Source organism: Metabacillus dongyingensis, assembly GCF_019933155.2.
GTDB lineage: Bacteria > Bacillota > Bacilli > Bacillales > Bacillaceae > Bacillus_P > Bacillus_P dongyingensis.
In genome coordinates this window covers 3,760,492-3,781,366 of record NZ_CP082944.1, presented here as the reverse complement: position 1 = coordinate 3,781,366, position 20,875 = coordinate 3,760,492, and the positions used below count along the sequence as shown (strand labels likewise).

General features: G+C 40.8%; 21 protein-coding genes, 1 tRNA gene, 1 riboswitch and 1 other annotated feature (1 of these 24 cut by a window edge). Of the genes, 21 read left to right on the top strand and 1 reads right to left on the bottom strand.

Annotated elements, in window-relative coordinates; all coding sequences use genetic code 11:
• The first annotated feature begins 82 nt into the window (after positions 1–82).
• The 8 genes from K8L98_RS18800 to K8L98_RS18765 all read left to right on the top strand — a co-directional run bounded on the left by K8L98_RS18800 (position 83) and on the right by K8L98_RS18765 (position 9,373).
• Positions 83–1,771, top strand: a complete 1,689-nt coding sequence (locus K8L98_RS18800; RefSeq protein WP_223437086.1) for an AMP-binding protein — start codon at positions 83–85, stop codon at positions 1,769–1,771.
• 214 nt (positions 1,772–1,985) lie between these two features.
• Positions 1,986–2,570: a fatty acid metabolism transcriptional regulator FadR gene (locus K8L98_RS18795; protein ID WP_223437085.1), complete on the top strand. Its 585-nt coding sequence runs from the start codon at positions 1,986–1,988 to the stop codon at positions 2,568–2,570.
• 49 nt (positions 2,571–2,619) lie between these two features.
• Positions 2,620–3,393 carry an enoyl-CoA hydratase gene (locus K8L98_RS18790; protein WP_223437082.1) on the top strand — a complete coding sequence of 258 codons (774 nt, stop codon included), beginning with the start codon at positions 2,620–2,622 and terminating at the stop codon, positions 3,391–3,393.
• Between the two features lie 74 nt (positions 3,394–3,467).
• Positions 3,468–4,241, top strand: coding sequence for an electron transfer flavoprotein subunit beta/FixA family protein (locus K8L98_RS18785; protein WP_223437080.1), 774 nt, complete (start codon positions 3,468–3,470; stop codon positions 4,239–4,241).
• Positions 4,242–4,295: 54 nt separating this feature from the next.
• Positions 4,296–5,273, top strand: a complete 978-nt coding sequence (locus K8L98_RS18780; protein WP_223437078.1) for an electron transfer flavoprotein subunit alpha/FixB family protein — start codon at positions 4,296–4,298, stop codon at positions 5,271–5,273.
• A 166-nt stretch (positions 5,274–5,439) separates the two neighbouring features.
• Positions 5,440–5,754, top strand: a complete 315-nt coding sequence (trxA, locus tag K8L98_RS18775; protein ID WP_223437075.1) for a thioredoxin — start codon at positions 5,440–5,442, stop codon at positions 5,752–5,754.
• A 233-nt stretch (positions 5,755–5,987) separates the two neighbouring features.
• Positions 5,988–7,760 (top strand): excinuclease ABC subunit UvrC, encoded by a 1,773-nt coding sequence (uvrC, locus tag K8L98_RS18770; protein WP_223437073.1) that lies wholly within the window; start codon positions 5,988–5,990, stop codon positions 7,758–7,760.
• Between the two features lie 67 nt (positions 7,761–7,827).
• Positions 7,828–8,011, top strand: a riboswitch (Lysine riboswitch).
• A gap of 129 nt (positions 8,012–8,140) precedes the next feature.
• Positions 8,141–9,373, top strand: a complete 1,233-nt coding sequence (locus tag K8L98_RS18765; RefSeq protein WP_223437071.1) for an aspartate kinase — start codon at positions 8,141–8,143, stop codon at positions 9,371–9,373.
• A gap of 41 nt (positions 9,374–9,414) precedes the next feature.
• On the opposite strand, the gene K8L98_RS18760 is transcribed toward K8L98_RS18765, so the two are convergent.
• Complete coding sequence (locus K8L98_RS18760) at positions 9,415–9,831, bottom strand: YslB family protein (RefSeq protein ID WP_223443587.1); 417 nt, start codon at positions 9,829–9,831, stop codon at positions 9,415–9,417.
• 344 nt (positions 9,832–10,175) lie between these two features.
• On the opposite strand from K8L98_RS18760, the gene K8L98_RS18755 reads away from it, so the two are divergent.
• The 13 genes from K8L98_RS18755 to ilvE all read left to right on the top strand — a co-directional run bounded on the left by K8L98_RS18755 (position 10,176) and on the right by ilvE (position 20,853).
• Complete coding sequence (locus K8L98_RS18755; protein WP_070876365.1) at positions 10,176–10,784, top strand: succinate dehydrogenase cytochrome b558 subunit; 609 nt, start codon at positions 10,176–10,178, stop codon at positions 10,782–10,784.
• A 30-nt stretch (positions 10,785–10,814) separates the two neighbouring features.
• The gene (sdhA, locus tag K8L98_RS18750) at positions 10,815–12,575 is read left to right on the top strand and encodes a succinate dehydrogenase flavoprotein subunit (protein ID WP_223437069.1); all 1,761 of its coding nucleotides are present in this window, start codon (positions 10,815–10,817) and stop codon (positions 12,573–12,575) included.
• A gap of 3 nt (positions 12,576–12,578) precedes the next feature.
• The gene (sdhB, locus tag K8L98_RS18745; RefSeq protein WP_070876370.1) at positions 12,579–13,343 is read left to right on the top strand and encodes a succinate dehydrogenase iron-sulfur subunit; all 765 of its coding nucleotides are present in this window, start codon (positions 12,579–12,581) and stop codon (positions 13,341–13,343) included.
• Positions 13,344–13,448: 105 nt separating this feature from the next.
• Positions 13,449–13,916, top strand: coding sequence for an acyl-CoA thioesterase (locus K8L98_RS18740; RefSeq protein ID WP_223437066.1), 468 nt, complete (start codon positions 13,449–13,451; stop codon positions 13,914–13,916).
• Between the two features lie 134 nt (positions 13,917–14,050).
• Complete coding sequence (gerE, locus tag K8L98_RS18735) at positions 14,051–14,275, top strand: spore germination transcription factor GerE (protein WP_029279253.1); 225 nt, start codon at positions 14,051–14,053, stop codon at positions 14,273–14,275.
• A gap of 224 nt (positions 14,276–14,499) precedes the next feature.
• Positions 14,500–14,952, top strand: coding sequence for a MarR family winged helix-turn-helix transcriptional regulator (locus K8L98_RS18730; RefSeq protein WP_223437064.1), 453 nt, complete (start codon positions 14,500–14,502; stop codon positions 14,950–14,952).
• A 9-nt stretch (positions 14,953–14,961) separates the two neighbouring features.
• On the top strand, positions 14,962–15,759 hold the full coding sequence (gene racE, locus K8L98_RS18725; RefSeq protein WP_223437062.1) for a glutamate racemase: 798 nt from the start codon (positions 14,962–14,964) through the stop codon (positions 15,757–15,759).
• Between the two features lie 374 nt (positions 15,760–16,133).
• Positions 16,134–17,219 (top strand): GerMN domain-containing protein, encoded by a 1,086-nt coding sequence (locus tag K8L98_RS18720; RefSeq protein ID WP_420828797.1) that lies wholly within the window; start codon positions 16,134–16,136, stop codon positions 17,217–17,219.
• Positions 17,220–17,341: 122 nt separating this feature from the next.
• The gene (gene rph / locus K8L98_RS18715) at positions 17,342–18,100 is read left to right on the top strand and encodes a ribonuclease PH (RefSeq protein WP_070876380.1); all 759 of its coding nucleotides are present in this window, start codon (positions 17,342–17,344) and stop codon (positions 18,098–18,100) included.
• Positions 18,101–18,106: 6 nt separating this feature from the next.
• On the top strand, positions 18,107–18,694 hold the full coding sequence (locus tag K8L98_RS18710) for an XTP/dITP diphosphatase (RefSeq protein ID WP_223437060.1): 588 nt from the start codon (positions 18,107–18,109) through the stop codon (positions 18,692–18,694).
• 18 nt (positions 18,695–18,712) lie between these two features.
• Positions 18,713–19,231 carry a metallophosphoesterase family protein gene (locus K8L98_RS18705; protein WP_223437058.1) on the top strand — a complete coding sequence of 173 codons (519 nt, stop codon included), beginning with the start codon at positions 18,713–18,715 and terminating at the stop codon, positions 19,229–19,231.
• 119 nt (positions 19,232–19,350) lie between these two features.
• A tRNA-Arg gene (locus K8L98_RS18700) sits at positions 19,351–19,426 on the top strand.
• Between the two features lie 521 nt (positions 19,427–19,947).
• Positions 19,948–20,853 (top strand): branched-chain-amino-acid transaminase, encoded by a 906-nt coding sequence (ilvE, locus tag K8L98_RS18695; RefSeq protein ID WP_223437056.1) that lies wholly within the window; start codon positions 19,948–19,950, stop codon positions 20,851–20,853.
• A 20-nt stretch (positions 20,854–20,873) separates the two neighbouring features.
• Positions 20,874–20,875: a binding site (T-box leader), on the top strand (it continues 253 nt past the right edge of the window).

Sequence of the window (20,875 nt, the reverse complement as noted above, 5' to 3'; positions counted from 1 at the left end):
AACAATCTATATTCTGAATATAACTTTGGTATACTTTCTTTATAAGCCTAAAGTCATATTGGCAACAAAGGGAGGAATTGAAATGGAAGTTCAAAAACCTTGGCTTCATCTATATCCTGAAGAAATACCTCATTATGCTGAAATTGACAACAAGCCTCTTCAATCTTATCTCGCGCAAGCAGCACAAGAATTTCCGACAAAAACAGCTATTCATTTTTTAGGCAAGGAACTGACTTTTACAGAGATTTATGAACAATCTTTAAAACTTGCAGCCTACCTCCAGGAACTTGGATTAAAGAAAGACGAAAGAGTATCCATTATGCTCCCGAATTGTCCACAGGCAGTGATTGCTTACTATGGTATCTTATTTGCTGGAGGTATTGTCGTCCAAACAAACCCTCTGTACATGGAAAGGGAGCTTGAGTATCAACTCAATGATTCTGATGCGAAATACATCATTACGCTTGATCTCCTTTACCCAAGAGTCTCTAAAATGAAAGCGCTGACAAGCATTGAGCATATTATTGCGACAAGCATTAAAGATTATCTCCCTTTCCCGAAAAATCTTCTGTACCCATTTGTGCAGAAAAAGCAAAATCAAATCGTGATAAAAATAGAGCACAGCGGACACACGCATTTATTCAAAGAAATCATGAAACGGCAGCACACGTCTATTGAGGAAATAGAAACAAATCCTAAAGAGGATATTGCCTTGCTGCAGTATACAGGAGGAACAACCGGTTTTCCAAAAGGAGTCATGCTGACACATGAAAATCTGGTTGCAAATACTTCCATGTGCTCATCCTGGATGTATAAATGCAAACGCGGAGAAGAATCCGTGCTCGGCATTTTGCCGTTTTTCCATGTTTACGGGATGACAGCGGTTATGAATCTATCAATTATGCAAGGCTTTAAAATGATTCTGCTTCCCAAATTCGATGCGACAGATACGCTTAAAGCGATTGATAAATTAAAACCGACACTGTTCCCTGGTGCTCCTACCATTTATATTGCACTACTAAATCATCCGGATCTGAAAAACTATGATCTTTCATCAGTGGAATCGTGTATAAGCGGATCAGCTCCTCTTCCGGCAGAAGTTCAGGAGAAATTCGAGCGTGAAACTGGCGGTAAGCTTGTGGAGGGATACGGCTTATCAGAAGCATCCCCTGTTACGCACGCCAACTTCCTCTGGTCGCACCGGAAAAAAGGAAGCATAGGTGTGCCATGGCCTAATACAGACTCTATTATTCTGTCATTTGAAACAGGCAAGCAGGCAGCTTACAATGAGCTTGGAGAAATTGCAGTGAGAGGTCCGCAGGTAATGAAAGGATATTGGAAAAAACAAGAGGAAACTGATGCCGTATTAAGAGAGGGCTGGCTTTTAACCGGTGACATTGGCTATATGGACGAAGAAGGATATTTCTATATCGTTGACCGGAAAAAAGATATGATTATCGCTGGGGGATTCAACATTTATCCGCGTGAAATCGAAGAGGTTTTATATGAGCACGAAAAAGTGCAGGAAGTGGTAGTAGCCGGCATTCCGGATCCTTACCGGGGAGAAACGGTGAAGGCATATATCGTTTTGAAAGAAGGGGCTGTGGCAACTGAGCAGGAATTTGATGAATTTGTCCGCAAGCATATGGCAGCTTACAAGATTCCAAGAATCTATGAATTCCGCAAAGAGCTGCCAAAAACAGCAGTCGGAAAAATTTTGAGGCGTTCACTTGTAGAAGAAGAAAAAGAAAAACTGAAAAATGCCAATTAATCAGAAAACCGTTTATTTAAATGGTCTTATTGAATAAAATGAAGAGCAATAAGAATAGAAAATATAAAAGAACCATCTCATCCTATTGCTGAGAAGGTTCTTTTCATCTATTATGATGAAGATAAAACCATCTTTCTTCTTGACAGATGGATGATGTAATTTTATGATTGGATTATGAATGATGATTCATTCAGTTTGAAGGGACGATTTGATATTGAAACAGAAAAGACCAAAATATCTCCAAATTATAGATGCAGCTGTCATTGTCATCGCTGAAAACGGCTATCATCATGCACAGGTTTCAAAGATTGCGAAGCAGGCAGGAGTCGCAGACGGAACCATTTATCTTTATTTTAAAAATAAAGAAGACATCCTGATTTCCTTGTTTCAGGAAAAAATGGGCGTATTTATCGAAAAAATTCAACAAGAAATAGCAGGAAAGGACACGGCGGCGGAGAAGTTATACATGTTGATAGAAAAACATTTTTCTCTTTTAGCCGAAGATCATCATCTTGCCATCGTTACCCAGCTTGAACTAAGGCAGTCAAATAAAGATTTGCGCCTGAGAATCAACGAGGTTCTGAAAGGATATTTAAATATTCTTGATTCGATTATTCAAACAGGAAAAGAAACATCCGAATTCAGTGAAGCCCTGGATATACGCTTAGCGAGGCAGATGATATTTGGAACCATTGATGAAACGGTGACAACATGGGTCATGAATGATCAGAAATTTGATTTGACTGCTCTTGCAGGAAGCGTTCATGAACTCATGATCAAAGGCTGCGGAAGGGTATAAGAAAACCATTCCTGACGTAATAGTTTAAATGCTTAAGGAGGCCTGAGCTGTGAGTTATTTTAATGTTAAAGTAGAAGATTATGTTGCGGTCGTAACCATTCACCAACCTCCCGCAAATGCCCTTTCATCTTATGTTTTGAAAGAGCTTTCATCCCTTATGGATGAGTTTGAAGCAAATAAAGAAGTCAGGGTCATTGTCATTAATGGCGAGGGACGATTCTTCTCTGCAGGTGCTGACATAAAGGAATTTGTATCAGTGCCGAATGGTGAAGAGTTCTCTAAGCTTGCTGCAAACGGACAGGAACTTTTTGAGAGAATTGAAACATTCTCAAAACCTGTCATCGCGTCAATTCATGGTGCTGCTCTAGGCGGGGGCCTTGAGCTTGCAATGAGCTGTCATGTCAGACTTGTCACTGAGAATGCAAAGCTTGGGCTGCCTGAGCTTCAGCTTGGACTTATTCCAGGCTTCGCAGGGTCGCAGCGTCTTCCCAAGTATGTTGGAGAAGCAAAAGCTCTTGAAATGCTGCTGACAAGTGAACCGATTTCAGGAGCAGAGGCAGCCAAGTACGGTCTTGCCAACCATGCTTTTGCAGAAGAGTCCTTATTAGATGAAACGATGAAGCTTGCAAAGAAATTTGCTGCGAAAAGTCCGATTTCCGTCAGTGCAGCCATCGATTTAATCAATGCTTCTAAAACCCTTCCTTATCATGATCGGGTGAAAAAAGAAGCGGGCTATTTCGGGACTGTATTTGAAAGCGCAGATGCAAAAGAAGGAATCAGTGCTTTTCTTGAGAAAAGACAGCCTCAGTTTAAAGGCAATTAAATTAATGATAAAACGTTCCTGACGTTTTTTCTATACAACTAAATTGAATGCTTAACGTAAATAGGGGGATGGACATGAATATTTATGTAATCATGAAGAAAACGTTTGATACGGAAGAAAAAATAACGCTTCAAAACGGCAAAATCAATGAAGATGGCGCAGAATTCATTATTAATCCTTATGATGAATATGCCATTGAAGAAGCGATTCAGATCCGCGATGCAAACAGCGGTGAAGTGACAATAGTGACAATCGGCGGCGAGGAATCTGAAAAAGAATTACGTACAGCACTTGCTATGGGGTGTGACAAGGCTGTGTTAATTAATACGGAAGATGATCTTGAAGATGGCGATCAATTTACAACATCCAAAATTCTTGCTGAATATTTCAAGGATAAAGACGCAGACCTTATCTTAGGAGGAAATGTGGCGATTGATGGCGGATCCGGACAAGTTGGCCCCCGTCTTGCTGAACTTCTGAATATTCCTTATGTAACAACGATTACTAAGCTTGAGATTGACGGAAACAAAGCAACAGTCGTCCGCGATGTTGAAGGTGATTCTGAAGTAATTGAAACAACATTGCCCTTGCTTGTAACAGCACAGCAGGGATTGAATGAGCCTCGCTATCCATCTTTGCCGGGTATTATGAAAGCAAAGAAAAAGCCTTTAGAAGAACTGGAACTGGATGATCTCGATCTTGAAGAAGATGACGTTGAACCAAAAACAAAGACAATCGAAATTTATATGCCGCCTAAAAAAGAAGCGGGTAAAGTACTTCAGGGCGATCTGGATGCACAAGTGAAGGAATTAGTATCACTTCTTCGCAACGAAGCAAAAGTAATCTAAGTATTTACCTAAAAGCAAATTTTTCAATCAAACGTATAACAGGGGGACTTTATAATGGCAAGAAAAGTACTGGTATTGGGAGAAGTACGCGATCAATCATTGCGCAATGTTTCTTTTGAAGCGATTGCTGCAGGTAAAACGATTTCTGAAGGCGGCGAGGTATCAGCTGTTTTAGTAGGAGACAGCGTAGCATCGTTAGCTGAAGAAATGATTCATTATGGCGCAGACCGTGTTATTACAGTTGAAGATGAGAAATTGAAAACGTATACACCTGACGGCTATTCACAGGCATTGCTTGCCGTTATCGAAGCTGAAAAACCGGAAGGTCTTGTTTTCGGTCATACAGCTCTTGGAAAAGACTTATCGCCAAAAATCGCTGCTAAGATTGGATCCGGTCTTATTTCAGATGCTACAGATTTAGAAGCAGCAGGCGGAAATGTCGTTTTCACCCGTCCGATCTATTCAGGAAAAGCTTTCGAGAAAAAGATTGTAACAGACGGAACAATTTTTGCTACAATCAGACCAAATAACATTGCTCCGCTTGAAAAGGATGAAACAAGAACGGGTGAAGTTTCTTCTGTTTCTGCAGAGATCAAAGATCTTCGAACAATCGTAAAAGAAGTGGTGCGCAAAGCAACAGAAGGCGTGGATCTTTCTGAAGCTAAAGTCATTGTAGCCGGCGGACGCGGAGTAAAAAGCACAGAAGGCTTTAACCCGCTGAAGGAACTATCAGATGTTCTTGGCGGAGCAGTTGGAGCTTCCCGCGGTGCCTGCGATGCTGATTATTGCGACTACTCCCTGCAAATCGGCCAAACCGGAAAAGTGGTAACTCCTGATCTATACATTGCATGCGGTATTTCTGGAGCAATCCAGCATTTAGCCGGAATGTCTAACTCAAAGATTATTGTTGCAATTAATAAAGATCCCGAAGCAAATATTTTCAAAGTAGCCGATTATGGAATTGTAGGAGATTTATTTGAAGTTGTGCCTATGTTAACAGAAGAGTTTAAAAAATTAAAAGTTCATTCATAATATCATTTTCATAAAAACACGCACTTAGCGGCGTGTTTTTAATTTGAATGAAAAGATGTTTTTCATCACAAAGTAAGGGAAAAGAAATAGTGAGCAAAAAATTAGCAGGTCACTTTCTTTAATGCTATACTTTAGGCATCACTTGAACAATTAGGAGGAAAATATAATGGCAATTACTAATGTAACAGATCAAACCTTTACAACTGAAACTAGTGAAGGTGTCGTACTGGCAGACTTTTGGGCTCCTTGGTGCGGACCTTGTAAAATGATTGCACCGGTTCTTGAAGAGCTTGATCAGGAACTAGGCGATAAAGTGAAAATCGTGAAGCTTGATGTTGATGAAAACCAAGAAACTGCAGGCAAATACGGTGTAATGAGTATTCCTACATTGCTTGTTTTCAAAAATGGAGAAGTTGTTGACAAAACAGTCGGCTTCCAGCCTAAAGAAGCATTAGCAGAACTATTAAATAAACACGCATAATAAAAATGAGATCCGGTTTATCCGGATCTTTTTTTTTCTCTTTGAGGTTAAGACAGCTGCTGAAAAAATTGTCAATTATTGCTCAGGAAATGATTTGGCGCCTTGGAGGTAAGGTGAGGCACCCATGGTTGTAATGAAAAGACTCCAGCGCTCTAAAATGATACAATAAAAGGAATAACTTATCGTTGATATATTTATTCTGCGCTAAACTTCAGGGAAACGGAGTGTCCGCTATGGAACAACTAATAAAAGAAAAGCTGGCACTTCTGCCAGATCAGCCGGGCTGTTATTTAATGAAAGACCGATTCGGAACCATTATCTATGTGGGTAAAGCAAAAGTGCTTAAAAACAGGGTACGGTCTTACTTTACCGGCTCACATGACGGTAAGACGCAAAGGCTTGTAAATGAAATCAGGGATTTTGAATATATCGTCACGTCTTCGAACATCGAGGCGCTGATCTTAGAATTAAATTTAATTAAAAAGCATGATCCTAAATATAACGTCATGCTAAAGGATGACAAAACGTATCCATTTATTAAAATTACAGCTGAACGGCATCCGCGTCTTATTGTCACCAGGAATGTCAAAAAAGATAATGGGAAATACTTTGGTCCATATCCTAACGTACAGGCTGCAAGAGAGACGAAAAAACTGCTGGACCGGCTTTATCCGCTTAGAAAATGTTCAACGCTTCCAGACCGTGTTTGCCTTTATTATCATATGGGGCAGTGTCTGGCACCGTGCGTCTATAAGGTAACACAAGAGCAAAACCGTCAAATGGTCGATGAGATGTCCCGTTTTTTAAGAGGCGGTTTCAAGCAGATTAAAGAAGAACTTTCAAAGAAGATGCTGGCTGCTGCTGAGAATCTGGATTTTGAACGGGCAAAGGAATATCGTGACTCCATCGCCCATATTGATGCAACCATGGAAAAACAGAAAATGGCGATGAACGATTTTGTCGATCGGGATGTGTTTGGCTATTCCTATGATAAAGGATGGATGTGCGTACAGGTTTTCTTCATCCGTCAGGGCAAATTGATAGAACGTGATATTGCCATGTTCCCGCTGTACCAGGAGCCGGATGAAGAATTTTTAACCTTTCTTGGCCAATTTTACTCCAAGAACAATCATATTCTGCCTAAAGAAATTCTGCTGCCTGAAAGCGTTGATAATGAAATGGCAGAACAGCTTCTTCACGTTTCAGCAATTCATCCTAAACGCGGAAAGAAAAAGGATCTGGTATTGCTTGCACATCAGAATGCCAAAATCGCTTTAAAAGAAAAATTCTCCCTCATTGAGCGTGATGAAGAAAGAACAATCAAAGCAATTGATCAGCTTGGTGAAAAAATGGGCATCTATACACCGGCAAGAATTGAAGCATTTGATAATTCAAACATACAAGGGACAGACCCTGTATCTGCGATGATTGTATTCATAGATGGTAAGCCTGCCAAAAAAGAGTACCGCAAGTACAAAATTAAAACAGTTCAGGGACCAGATGATTACGAGTCCATGCGTGAAGTTGTCCGCAGAAGATACACGCGCGTGCTAAAAGAGGAGCTGCCGCTTCCTGATTTGATTATCATTGACGGAGGCAAAGGGCATCTGGCTGCAGCTCAAGATGTACTGGAAAATGAACTCGGTTTATCCATCCCTGTCGCAGGACTAGTAAAGGATGAGAAACATCGGACTTCTAATTTAATGATCGGCAGCCCTCCGACTATTATTGAACTTGAACGCAACAGCCAGGAGTTTTATCTGCTGCAGCGAATCCAGGATGAAGTGCATCGCTTTGCGATTACTTTTCACAGGCAGACAAGAGGAAAAACGGCCTTTCAATCGATCTTGGATGATATACCTGGAGTCGGGGAAAAACGGCGCAAGACTCTGCTCAAGCATTTCGGTTCTGTTAAAAAAATGAAAGAAGCCACCCTGGAAGAGCTGATGGCCGCAGGGATTCCGGCAATCACGGCACAGCTTTTAGCAGAAAAATTGAAAGAATAGATTGCACAAAGACAAATTCTTTGCTACAATTCTAACTAATTTCATAACCAGATCGTTTAGTTCGTTAAATGATGGTAGAGGTGCGAACTTCAAGAGTAGCCCTTCTGAGGAAAATGGATTCCTTTGAAGATGGGTGAAAGGGGAGAGTCGCCGAAGCAAATAAAGAGCCATTTCTTTCTTTTGCTGGTTTTGCGTTTAATAGACGTAAAATTGTCAAGAAGATGTATTTTTCTTGGAGCGCTATCTCATTGTATGAATGAAGTTCCATTATTCGTTTATGCAAGCAATGAGATAGAGAATCTCATTGCTTTTTTGCGTTTTCTGAGATTCTCCCTTTTACCTGCTGACGATCAATATAATAGGAAAGGCGAGAGGCTGATATGGGTTTAGTTGTACAAAAATTTGGAGGTACATCTGTTGGATCTCCAGAAAAAATTATGAATGCTGCAAGAAGAGCAATCGAGGAAAAAAATAATGGGAATGATGTCGTAGTTGTTGTTTCAGCAATGGGGAAAACAACGGATCATTTAGTTTCCCTGGCAGCGGAAATCACTCAAAAACCAAGCAAACGCGAAATGGATATGCTGCTATCAACTGGTGAACAAGTAACGATCTCTCTTTTGACTATGGCTCTTCAGGCACAAGGATACGATGCTGTTTCATATACAGGCTGGCAAGCTGGCATAAAGACTGAAAATGTCCACAGCAATGCGAGAATTTCAGGGATTGATTCAGATAAAATCAATGAGCAGCTCCAAGCAGGAAAAGTTGTTGTCGTTGCAGGCTTTCAGGGACTTGCAGACGGACAGGAAATAACGACGCTCGGCCGCGGCGGTTCAGATACGACAGCTGTTGCACTGGCAGCTTCTCTTAAAGCAGATAAATGTGATATTTATACAGATGTAACAGGTGTATTTACGACAGATCCGCGTTTTGTAAAAAGTGCAAGAAAGTTAGACGGCATCTCATATGATGAAATGCTCGAGCTTGCCAATCTTGGCGCAGGTGTACTTCACCCCCGTGCTGTTGAATTTGCAAAAAATTACGGAGTTCCTTTGGAAGTCAGATCAAGCTCAGAAAAAGAAAGAGGCACTTTAATTGAGGAGGAAACAAAGATGGAACAGAATTTAGTTGTAAGAGGAATTGCGTTTGAAGATCAAGTATCACGAATCACGGTCAGCGGATTGCCAAGCGGCCTCAAAACCCTGTCTACTATTTTCAAGACACTTGCAAGCCACGGAATTAATGTGGATATTATTATTCAAAGTTCAACAGACAGCAGTTTGGCATCACTCTCCTTTTCTGTGAAAACAGGTGATGTGGAAGAAACCGTTCATGTACTTGAAACCTATCAATCCGAGCTTGGCTTTGAAAAAATAGAATCAGAAGGTGGTCTTTCAAAAGTTTCCATCGTCGGTTCTGGCATGGTCTCAAATCCGGGTGTGGCGGCAGAAATGTTCCATGTTCTTGCCGAAGAAGGTATTGAAGTGAAAATGGTCAGCACGTCTGAAATTAAAGTGTCAACTGTTATCAGCCATAATGATATGGTGAAGGCGGTAGAAGTGCTGCATGATGCCTTTGAATTATCACAGCAGCCTGCAAAAGTGCTGTAAATAAGATAAAAAAGGGGTGGGTATCATGAATACCCATCCCTTTAATCGTTGTCAAATTCCATGTCTTTGTAATCCCATTTCACTGTAAAGTGCACTTTATCCGCACGTTTTTTTACTTGTTCATAGGTTTCTGTTATCTGCTTGTTCATTCGCTGCACCTGCTGTGCCAGAAATCCCGCTTCAAGCTGAAAAGAAGGTTCTTTCATTGTTTTGAATCTTGTTTTGATCAGTTCGCCGTCAAGCTGAAATTCCATTTCATCTTTTTTCTTATGTACCAATGAAAGAGTTCCAAAGCCGGCTAATGAAAAGAAAGCAATAAGCTCCTCTATAGATTCTGCAGGATATTTGCGCGCAAGGCTTTTACCAGCCCAGTAAAGCATAGATGCGGACTCTCTCCCGAGAATATCCGGAATAAGAACCTCTCTTAACAGCTCATAGGCGAATGCGGGCACTTGCATATCCCTCAGCTGAGTTATATCGATTTGTTCGCTGTTTTTTTTCACATTCTTCCCCTCTTTCTGCCTTTATTATATATCAAGTTGGGCGGGTAAGAACATGAAATAAAAGTAAATTACAAGCTCTAAAACTGCTGTGAAAGTATTTCAGGAAAATAAAAATAGGTGGAAAATAAGACTTGTCACAAAATTAAAATTTATGAACGCGTTTTCTTGACGCTGTAACTCGTTGGGAGTACAATAAATTTGTCACATTTTATCATACAATGTTTATTTTTTTAAAAGGTTGCCGGGAATAGGAGAAACATTAAAAAAAAGATTTTAATATTAATAGGGGGTAATGTGAGATGGCTGGAAACAGAGAATATTTAAACCGCAGACTTCATTCTTTGCTTGGAGTTATCCCGGTTGGCGTCTTCTTAATTCAGCATCTTGTTGTAAATAACTTTGCAACAAGAGGAGAAGAAGCGTTTAATAATGCTGCACATTTTATGGAAAGCTTGCCATTTAGAGTTGTTCTGGAAACTTTTATTATATTCCTGCCGCTTTTATACCATGCGATCTATGGAATTTACATTGCGTTTACAGCTAAAAACAATGTAAGCAAATTTGGCTACTTCCGCAACTGGATGTTTATGCTTCAAAGGATTTCAGGCGTGATTACATTAATCTTTGTATCCTGGCATGTATGGGAAACAAGAATTGCAGCCGCATTTGGCGCCGAAGTGAATTTTGATATGATGGCCTCCATTTTCAGTAATCCATTCATGATTGTATTTTATGTTGTAGGTGTTGTTTCAACGATTTTCCACTTTGCAAACGGACTGTGGTCATTTGCTGTGAGCTGGGGAATTACTGTGACTCCAAGATCTCAGCTGATCTCAACTTATGTGACGATCGCACTTTTCCTAGCTTTATCTTACGTTGGAGTCAGTACTATTTTTGCATTTGTTTGATAGGTATTAGAATCAAAGGGAGTGGGCCAGATGAGTAAAGGTAGAATAATAGTCGTCGGTGGTGGCTTAGCGGGCCTAATGGCTACGATCAAAGCTGCAGAAACTGGCGTTCATGTAGATTTATTTTCTTTAGTTCCTGTTAAGCGCTCTCATTCCGTTTGTGCTCAGGGCGGAATTAACGGAGCAGTTAACACGAAAGGGGAAGGCGATTCTCCTTGGGAGCATTTCGATGATACTGTATACGGCGGGGACTTCCTTGCGAATCAGCCTCCTGTAAAAGCAATGTGCGAAGCTGCACCTTCCATTATCCACTTGCTTGACCGCATGGGAGTGATGTTCAACCGTACTCCAGAAGGGCTTCTTGACTTCCGCCGCTTCGGAGGAACACAGCATCACCGTACAGCATTTGCAGGTGCTACGACAGGACAGCAGCTTTTATATGCTTTGGATGAGCAAGTGCGCCGCTATGAGGTTGCTGGACTAGTTACGAAGTATGAAGGCTGGGAATTCCTTGGCGCTGTCATCGATGATGATGGAGTCTGCCGCGGAATTACCGGACAAGACTTAACAACAATGGAAATGAAATCATTCCGCTCGGATGCAGTTATTATGGCAACAGGCGGACCAGGAATCATTTTCGGAAAATCAACGAACTCTGTCATCAACACGGGGTCAGCTGCTTCAATCGTCTATCAGCAGGGTGTTCATTATGCAAATGGAGAATTTATTCAAATTCATCCAACGGCTATTCCCGGAGACGATAAGCTCCGCCTGATGAGTGAGTCAGCACGCGGGGAAGGCGGACGTGTCTGGACTTATAAAGACGGTAAGCCTTGGTATTTCCTAGAGGAAAAATATCCTGCATACGGAAACCTGGTTCCTCGTGATATTGCAACTCGCGAAATTTTTGATGTGTGTGTTTCACAAAAGCTTGGAATCAATGGAGAGAACATGGTTTACCTTGATCTTTCTCATAAAGATCCGAAAGAGCTTGATATCAAACTTGGCGGAATCATTGAAATCTATGAGAAATTCATGGGTGATGATCCCCGCAAGCTTCCAATGAAAATTTTCCCGGCTGTTCATTATTCAATGGGCGGACTATGGGTTGATTATGATCAAATGACGAATATCCCTGGTTTATTTGCTGCAGGCGAGTGTGATTACTCGATGCATGGAGCTAACCGGTTAGGTGCCAACTCATTATTGTCTGCTATCTACGGCGGTATGGTTGCCGGACCAAAAGCAGTTGAATATGTGAGCGGTCTTGATGTATCTGCTGAAGATCTTTCTTCTTCATTATTTGACGGTCATGTAAAGCAGGAAGAAGAAAAATGGCAAAATATCATGAACTTAAATGGCACTGAAAATGCATATGTCCTTCATAAAGAGCTTGGCGAATGGATGACTGACAATGTAACAGTTGTCCGTTACAATGATAAGCTTCTTAAAACAGATGAAAAAATTCAAGAGCTTCTTGAAAGATATGACAATATCAACATCAATGATACTGCGAAATGGAGCAATCAGGGTGCGACGTTTACGCGTCAATTGCAAAACATGCTTCAAATGTCCCGTGTTGTGACACTTGGTGCTTATAACCGCAATGAAAGCCGCGGTGCTCATTACAAACCGGACTTCCCTGAACGTAATGACGAAGAATTCCTAAAAACGACAATGGCCACTTTTGCCGGTCAAAAAGCTGCTCCTAAGTTCCACTATGAAGAAGTGGATGTAAGCTTAATTGAACCTCGTAAACGCGACTATTCGAAGAAGAAAAAGGGGGAATAAAAAATGAACAGTGAAAAGAAAGTAGTTCGTTTTATTATTACTCGCCAAGACCAGCCTGGAGCAGCCCCTTATGATGAAACGTTTGAGATTCCTTATCGTCCAAATATGAACGTGATTTCTGCTTTAATGGAGATCAGACGGAATCCAGTTAACTCACAAGGAAAAGAAACAACTCCGATTACTTGGGATATGAACTGTCTCGAAGAGGTGTGCGGAGCATGTTCTATGGTGATTAACGGCAAGCCGAGGCAGTCTTGTACAGCCCTTGTTGACCAGCTCGAGCAGCCAATTCGCCTCCAGCCGATGAGAACATTTCCTGTTGTCCGCGACCTTCAGGTTGACCGCAGCAGAATGTTTGATTCCCTGAAAAAAGTAAAGGCCTGGATTCCTATTGATGGAACCTATGACTTAGGCCCTGGCCCGCGTATGCCTGAGAAAAAACGTCAGTGGGCATATGAATTATCAAAATGCATGACTTGCGGTGTCTGCTTAGAGGCTTGTCCGAATGTAAACAGCAATTCAGATTTCATCGGCCCTGCTCCGCTTTCACAAGTACGCTTGTTTAATGCTCATCCAACCGGAGCATTAAATAAAGCAGAACGTCTGGAGTCCATTATGGGAGACGGAGGTCTTGCCAACTGCGGAAACTCTCAGAACTGTGTCCAGTCATGTCCTAAAGGCATTCCTTTAACGACTTCAATTGCTGCACTTAACAGAGATACAACGTTCCAGGCATTCCGTAATTTCTTCGGAAGCGATCAAGTTTAATACACAGATATCCATGAAAACATTTGAAATCATTTATTAAGAAAACACCTCTTCCTTTTGATGAAGAGGTGTTTTTTACTTAAAGCAGAAATGAGGAAACATGTCATGAAACAAATATCTTACATACAGCTGCCTTTCCAGGAATGGATAGATTCTTTTTCTTTTTACTATCCGATAAAAGTACGTTTTTCCGAAACAGATATGTTTGGACATATGAACAATACGGCTCCAATTTCATATTTTGAAGAAGCCCGCATTGATTACTTTAAGCACTCAGGACTTATGGAAAACTGGCTGAAAAAAGACGGGGAGCTGATTCCTGTCGTTGCAGATATTCATTGTGATTACGTGAAACAGGTCTTTTTTGATGAGAAAATCCGCCTTTATGTAAAAGTGGCATCAATCGGAAATTCATCGATGGATCTGCATTATTGTGCTGTGAATGAAAAAAATGAAGTTTGCTTTACAGGACGAGGCACCGTTGTGCAAATATCTAAATACAATGGAAAAAGTGTACCGTTTCTGGAAGTGGAGAAAAAGATCCTTACTCAGTCTGCCATATTTGCCACTTGAAAAATAGACACGGAATTTCCAGCTTTCTTCTGAGATTCCTGTCACCGCCATTACAGTGTGCACATACTATATGTTGACTAATCTTATACCCATTCGTTAGATCGGCTCGCACCTAGCAAGGAGGGTTACAATTCTTGAAAGAGAAAGAGTTTCAATCAAAGCCATTACTCACGAAAAGAGAGAGAGAAGTATTCGAATTATTAGTTCAAGACAAAACAACGAAAGAAATAGCGGGCGAGCTCTTTATTAGTGAAAAGACAGTTCGGAACCATATTTCCAATGCGATGCAAAAGCTTGGTGTTAAGGGGAGATCACAAGCTGTTGTTGAGCTCCTTCGTATGGGTGAACTTGAGCTCTAATACGTACCGGCTGACCTTGATTTTAAGGGTAGCCGGTTATTATTTCTGTGCAAAAAAAGCGGGGCTGCGCTAATCTGACTATGCTATTTCTTATTTTTCATATCGGTCAGCTAAAATATGAAACTTGCAATTTTTCATAAAAACATAGAAAATGGATATGATACGCACATTCCTACTGTTAAGTTTCATTCCGTGCGGTCAGATTGAATGAGTGAGGGTTGCTGATGACAGTTCATAATGATGTATTAAGTGATAAAATGGTAGCTGATATGGAGAAATCCCTTAGGCATATTTCTGTTATGGTCAAACAGAAGGGCAGGGAGATTCTTAATCAATTTCCGATTACACCGCCTCAATTCGTAGCGCTGCAATGGCTTTCAGAACATGGAGACATGACAGTCGGTGAATTATCTAATAAAATGTACCTTGCATGCAGCACCACAACAGATCTTGTTGACCGAATGGAGAAAAACAAACTGGTAGTAAGGATTAAAGACCCAAATGACCGAAGAGTTGTGAGGGTGCATCTTCTTGAAGAAGGGCAGCGCATCATTGAAGAAGTTATACAAAAGCGTCAACAATACTTAAAGAATGTAATCAAAAATTATGATATGCAGGAAATTATCCAGCTTGAAAGCTCATTAATGAAATTACATCTAGAAATGAGAGAAGAATGAGGCGATTTTTTGAACAGAGCAATTGGCGTCATTGATTCCGGTGTCGGCGGACTGACCGTTGCACGCGAAATCATGAGGCAGTTACCAAACGAAGACATCATCTACTTAGGTGATACGGCAAGATGTCCATATGGACCGAGACCGCTGGAAGAGGTGCGTTCATTTACTTGGCAAATGACGAATTATCTCTTATCAAATCATCATATAAAAATGCTTGTGATAGCCTGCAATACGGCAACAGCGATTGCTTTGCAGGAAATCCAGGAAGAACTTGATATCCCCGTAGTAGGGGTCGTTTTCCCTGGGGCCAGAACAGCGATTAAAGTCACCAGAAATAATCATATCGGTGTAATCGGAACCGTTAATACAGTTGCAAGCCGTGCATATGAGAAGGCTCTTAAAACGATTAAGAAGACAGTTGAAGTTGAGAGCTTGGCATGTCCGGCATTTGTGCCGCTTGTGGAAAGCGGAGATTACGAAAATGATTATGCCGTATCCATCGTACAGGAATCTCTTTTTCCTTTAAAAGATCAGCCAATTGATACGCTGATCCTGGGATGTACACATTATCCGGTCTTAAAGACGTTAATTGAGGATTATATGGGTCCCAAGGTGAAGATTATCAGCTCGGGTGATGAAACAGCCCGTGAAGTCAGTACCATCCTGTCTTATAAAGATGCCTTAAATGAGACACAGGAAGAAAATCATCATTTATTTTTAACGACTGGATCACAGGAGCTTTTCCAGAGAATTGCTTCTCAATTGTTTGAGCAGCCAGTTGAAAATGTTAAATCCATTACCTTATAAAAAAGAGGAGCCGATTGCGGTTCCTCTTTTTTTCATTCCGGCTATTGTGAATTGGCCGCGGAAGCATCATCTCTCTGATAATCAGCTGCTCTTTTTCTGCAAAACTCACAATTAGCTGTGCCTCTCTTATGTAAGACAGCCGAGAAAGAGGGCTGTCAAGCGGATAGTTAATAAATTCCTCAAATTGGCTATAAGAAATAGGATAACTGCAAATAACTTTTCCGAAACGATTGTCACTAATTGGTGATCGAGCATAATCCCTCTTTTACTTGGATAAATGATTTTTGCCTGTACAAAAATACTTTTCAAAATCGGTCTAATTCAATAAACAGCTCGTATACATAGTAGTACAAACTGCCTTAGGAGGGAATTGTATGTCTCAAAATAGAAACATGAAGATTGCTGCTACTGTTGTAACATCGACGCTGCTCTTGTCAGGATGCGGATTATTCGGCGGGGAAAAAGCAAAGGAAATTGATCCTCCCCAAGATGTTTCATATGTTGAAGATGCTGATAAAGGGAATGAAGAAACTTTGAAAGAAGAAAAAACAACAGCAGAAGGTAAAAAAGGTGAAGAGTCGGCTCAAACCTATTCCAGGCAGTTATATTTGATTGACAGCAACGGGCTTGTTGTTGCCCAGACATTTGATTTGCCTAAGGAAGAAGGCGTAGCCAAACAAGTGCTTGAATACCTTGTAGAGGGCGGGCCTGTCAGCAATATCCTTCCTGATGGCTTCAGAGCCGTTATCCCGCAGGATACTCAAGTTGCTGTGAATGTAAAAGATGGTACAGCCATCGTAGATTTCTCTAAAGAGTTTAAAAACTATCAAGCTGAAGATGAATTGAAAATTCTTCAGTCGATTACATGGACATTGACACAGTTCGATTCTGTGAAAACAGTCAAAATTATGATTAACGGTCATGAACAAAATGAAATGCCTGTCGGAGGCACTCCGATCAGCAGCGAGCTGAGCCGTGCTGACGGCATTAATCTTGATACAGCGGGCGTAATGGACATTACGAATACAAAACCTCTGACGGTCTACTATACAGCTCAGCATAATGATCAGACATACTATGTACCTGTTACAACCCGAGTCAGCAATGACGAAGAGGATCCAATTGCAGCAGTGGTGAAAAAATTAACTGAGGAACCTTCCATCTCACGTGCATTGTTAACCGATTTGGAGCAGGATGTAAAGCTGCTTGAAGAGCCTAAGCTTGAAGATGGCACTGTAACCCTTAATTTTAACGAATCTATCTATGGAAGTGCAGATGGAGACGAAAAAATGGTTTCGACACATGTTCTGAATTCTCTTGTTTTATCACTGACAGAACAGCCTGGAATTGAAAATGTCGTTTTGACCGTTGATGGGAAAGCAGAGCTTGTTAATGAAGAAGGCAAAAAGATTACAGAACCTGTCTCCCGTCCAGTCAATGTGAACACAGGTAGTTTTTAATCGCTGATTTTTGATATACTATATAGAGAAACTAAGAGGTGGTCATAAGCGCTGCCTCTTCTTTATTGTTTATACATAAGACAAAAGCTTAGGTCAGCAATAGGATTGATCGGAGGAATATGATGAGACATGATGGACGTAAACAAGATGAATTAAGACGAGTTGAAATTCTGACAGATTATGTGAAGCACCCTGAAGGTTCGGTGTTAATCAGTGTTGGCGATACAAAGGTGATTTGCAATGCAAGCATTGAGGATCGCGTGCCGCCATTTATGCGGGGAGAAGGTAAAGGATGGATCACAGCGGAATATTCAATGCTGCCGCGTGCTACCGAACAGCGGACGATCAGAGAATCGTCCAAAGGTAAAATTACTGGCCGGACAATGGAAATTCAGCGCTTGATCGGACGAGCTCTGCGTGCGGTTGTTGATCTTGAAAAGTTAGGGGAACGAACAATCTGGATTGATTGTGATGTGATCCAGGCAGATGGCGGGACCCGAACAGCTTCCATCACCGGAGCTTTTGTCGCTATGACATTAGCACTTGGAAAGCTGATGTCCCAAAAGAAATTAAGCACGCTGCCAATCACGGATTTCCTGGCTGCGACATCAGTCGGAATGGATTCAAAGCTTGGAGAGATCTTAGATTTAAACTATATTGAGGATTCATCAGCAGAAGTGGATATGAATGTCATCATGACGTCTTCAGGAAAATTCGTTGAGCTTCAGGGAACTGGAGAAGAAGCGACTTTTTCAAGAGAAGAACTGAATGAATTGCTTGATTTAGCTGAAAAAGGAATAAACTCGTTAATTTCTATTCAAATGGAGGCCCTTGGAGATTTAGCTCTAAAAATCATCGATCAAAAAGATGGAAAGGGATGAATCATTATGAAGGAAGTTATTATTGCAACGAAAAATGCAGGCAAATTAATTGAATTTCAATCAATCTTATCTCAGTATGATCTAAAGGCCATTTCATTACTGGACCTTGAAGATTCGCCAGAAGTTGAAGAAACTGGTTCAACGTTTGAAGAAAATGCCGTTTTAAAAGCGGAGGCTATTTCAAAACTTTACGGAAAAATGGCCATTGCGGATGATTCCGGACTATCAGTAGATTATCTTGGCGGTGAACCTGGGGTTTATTCAGCACGCTATGCAGGAGCTGAGAAAAGTGATGCAGCCAATATCGAAAAAGTGCTGCTGAAGCTGAAGGGTGTTTCAAAGGAAGAACGGAATGCAAGATTCCGGTGCGCTCTGGCACTCTCTGAACCTGGCCGTGAAACCGTCACAGTAGAAGGTTCAGTTGAGGGCTATATTACAGAGGAGCCTGTTGGCGGGAATGGATTCGGATACGATCCCATTTTCTTAGTGAAAGATAAAGCAAAAACGATGGCGCAATTAACAAAGGAAGAGAAAAATAAAATCAGCCATCGCGCAGTTGCGCTGCAAAAGCTTGCAAAATTGCTTAATGCCTGACGATGGGGAGTTTTAAACGTGAAAGTTTTAATAATCAGTGACAGCCATGGCTTAACGGATGAGCTTCAGGAGATCAGAAAACGCCATGAAGGGGAAACAGAAGCGATGTTTCATTGCGGGGATTCTGAACTTGAGGCAGATCATCCTGCCATGCAGGGGTATGCTTCTGTACGCGGAAACTGTGATTTAGAAGCAAGGTTTGCAAATGAAGTCATTGAAGATGTGGAAGGATATCGATTTTTTGTTGCTCATGGTCATATGCACAATGTAAAGTCGACACTTATGAATTTGAAGTACAGTGCTGCTGTGCATGGCGCGAAGATTGTCTGCTTTGGTCACTCGCATATGGCGGGAGCGGAATATGTCGATGATATCCTCTTTATTAACCCTGGCAGCATTAGACTTCCGCGGATGCGAACTGAAAAAACATATGTTATATTAGAAATACAAAATCATTCTGCACAAGTTACCTTTTTTGAGTTGGACGGATCTCCTGTACCCGGCCTCTCACAAAGGTTTGAGCTGGCTTTATCATGAAAGAGGGATATTTTTCCCTCTTTCATAAAATTTTAGAAAAAGTTATTGACTTTTTATCTAATGGATCATATAATAAAAAATGTCGCTGATACATAATCAACGATGTTAACAAAAAACATGTCCCAGTAGCTCAGTGGATAGAGCAACGGCCTTCTAAGCCGTTGGTCGGGAGTTCGAATCTCTCCTGGGACGCCATACTTTATACATACAACTTCTTTCGGGTTTATCGAAAGAAGTTTTTTGTTGATTTTAAAAACCTAATCGCTCAGGAAAAAGTTTGTAATATTCTGGCAGGCTGAAAATCGCTTTTTAAATCCTTTTTTTTCTAACAAATTTCATTCTGATATGATAAAAAATCCTATAAAAAATAAGTTCAAAAATTTTTTTCTCCCCTATTTACCCCTTATAAAATCAGCCAAAACCTTGTAAGACAATCTCACAGAAAAAAACTTTAAAAAAACTTCAAAAAATTGAATTTCCTTTTATGACAGGCATGTAAGCGTATACAAATTCACAAACAAATCTAAATTATCTAACAATTCGAAAAAAGACTGTTGACACCGCTATTTAATGGGCGTAATATAGGCTCAAATATAAGTTACATGAACATGTGAGGTTCTTAAAAGAGTCCATAACAATCGTTATACGGATTTTTTTTACACACTAGAATTCAACTGATTAACGCGTTTAGACTTTAAAAGAAAGGTGTGCTCTTTATGGGTGACCAATGGATTTTTCTGAATAATGAATTTGTAAAAAAAGAAGATGCGAAAATTTCGGTGTATGATCACGGATTCCTTTACGGAGATGGTATTTTCGAAGGAATCAGAGTATACAGCGGCAACATCTTCAGATTAAATGAGCACATGAAGAGATTGTATGAGTCAGCGAGATCCATATTACTCAACATGCCTTATACGCAAGAGGAAATGACGGATTTAACGGTAAAGACCGTTGAGAAAAACGGTTTAGATGACGCTTATATCAGACTTGTTGTCTCAAGAGGAGTCGGTGATCTTGGGCTTGATCCATATAAATGCAAGCAAGCAAATGTTGTCATTATTGTAGAACCCCTGTCAATCTTCCCTAAACATCTGTATGAAACAGGAATTGATATTGTGACAGTTCCTACAAGGCGGAATAGACCGGACGTCTTAAGTCCTAAAGTAAAATCATTGAACTATCTTAACAACGTGCTTGTAAAAATTGAAGCACATCTCGCAAATGTAAGCGAAGCGCTGATGCTGAATGATCAAGGCTACGTCGCAGAGGGATCTGCTGATAACGTCTTTATCTATAAAAACAAAAGACTTCTTACCCCGCCTGGTTACTTGGGAGCACTCGAAGGAGTCACCCGAAATGTCATCATCGAAATAGCTGAAGAACTTGGCTACGATGTGCGTGAAGAACCTTTCACAAGACATGATGTTTATACAGCGGATGAAGTTTTCCTGACTGGAACTGCCGCTGAAGTCATTGCTGTAGTAAAGGTAGACGGCAGGGAAATTGGTGATGGGCAGCCTGGAGAGCATACGAATCGTCTGCTCGAGTGTTTCAGAGAAAAAGTAATCACAGATGGTGTAAAAGTAAAAGGAAGCAGTTCAAGCCTGAGTGTAAGCTAATAAAAACATAAAAACTATAATC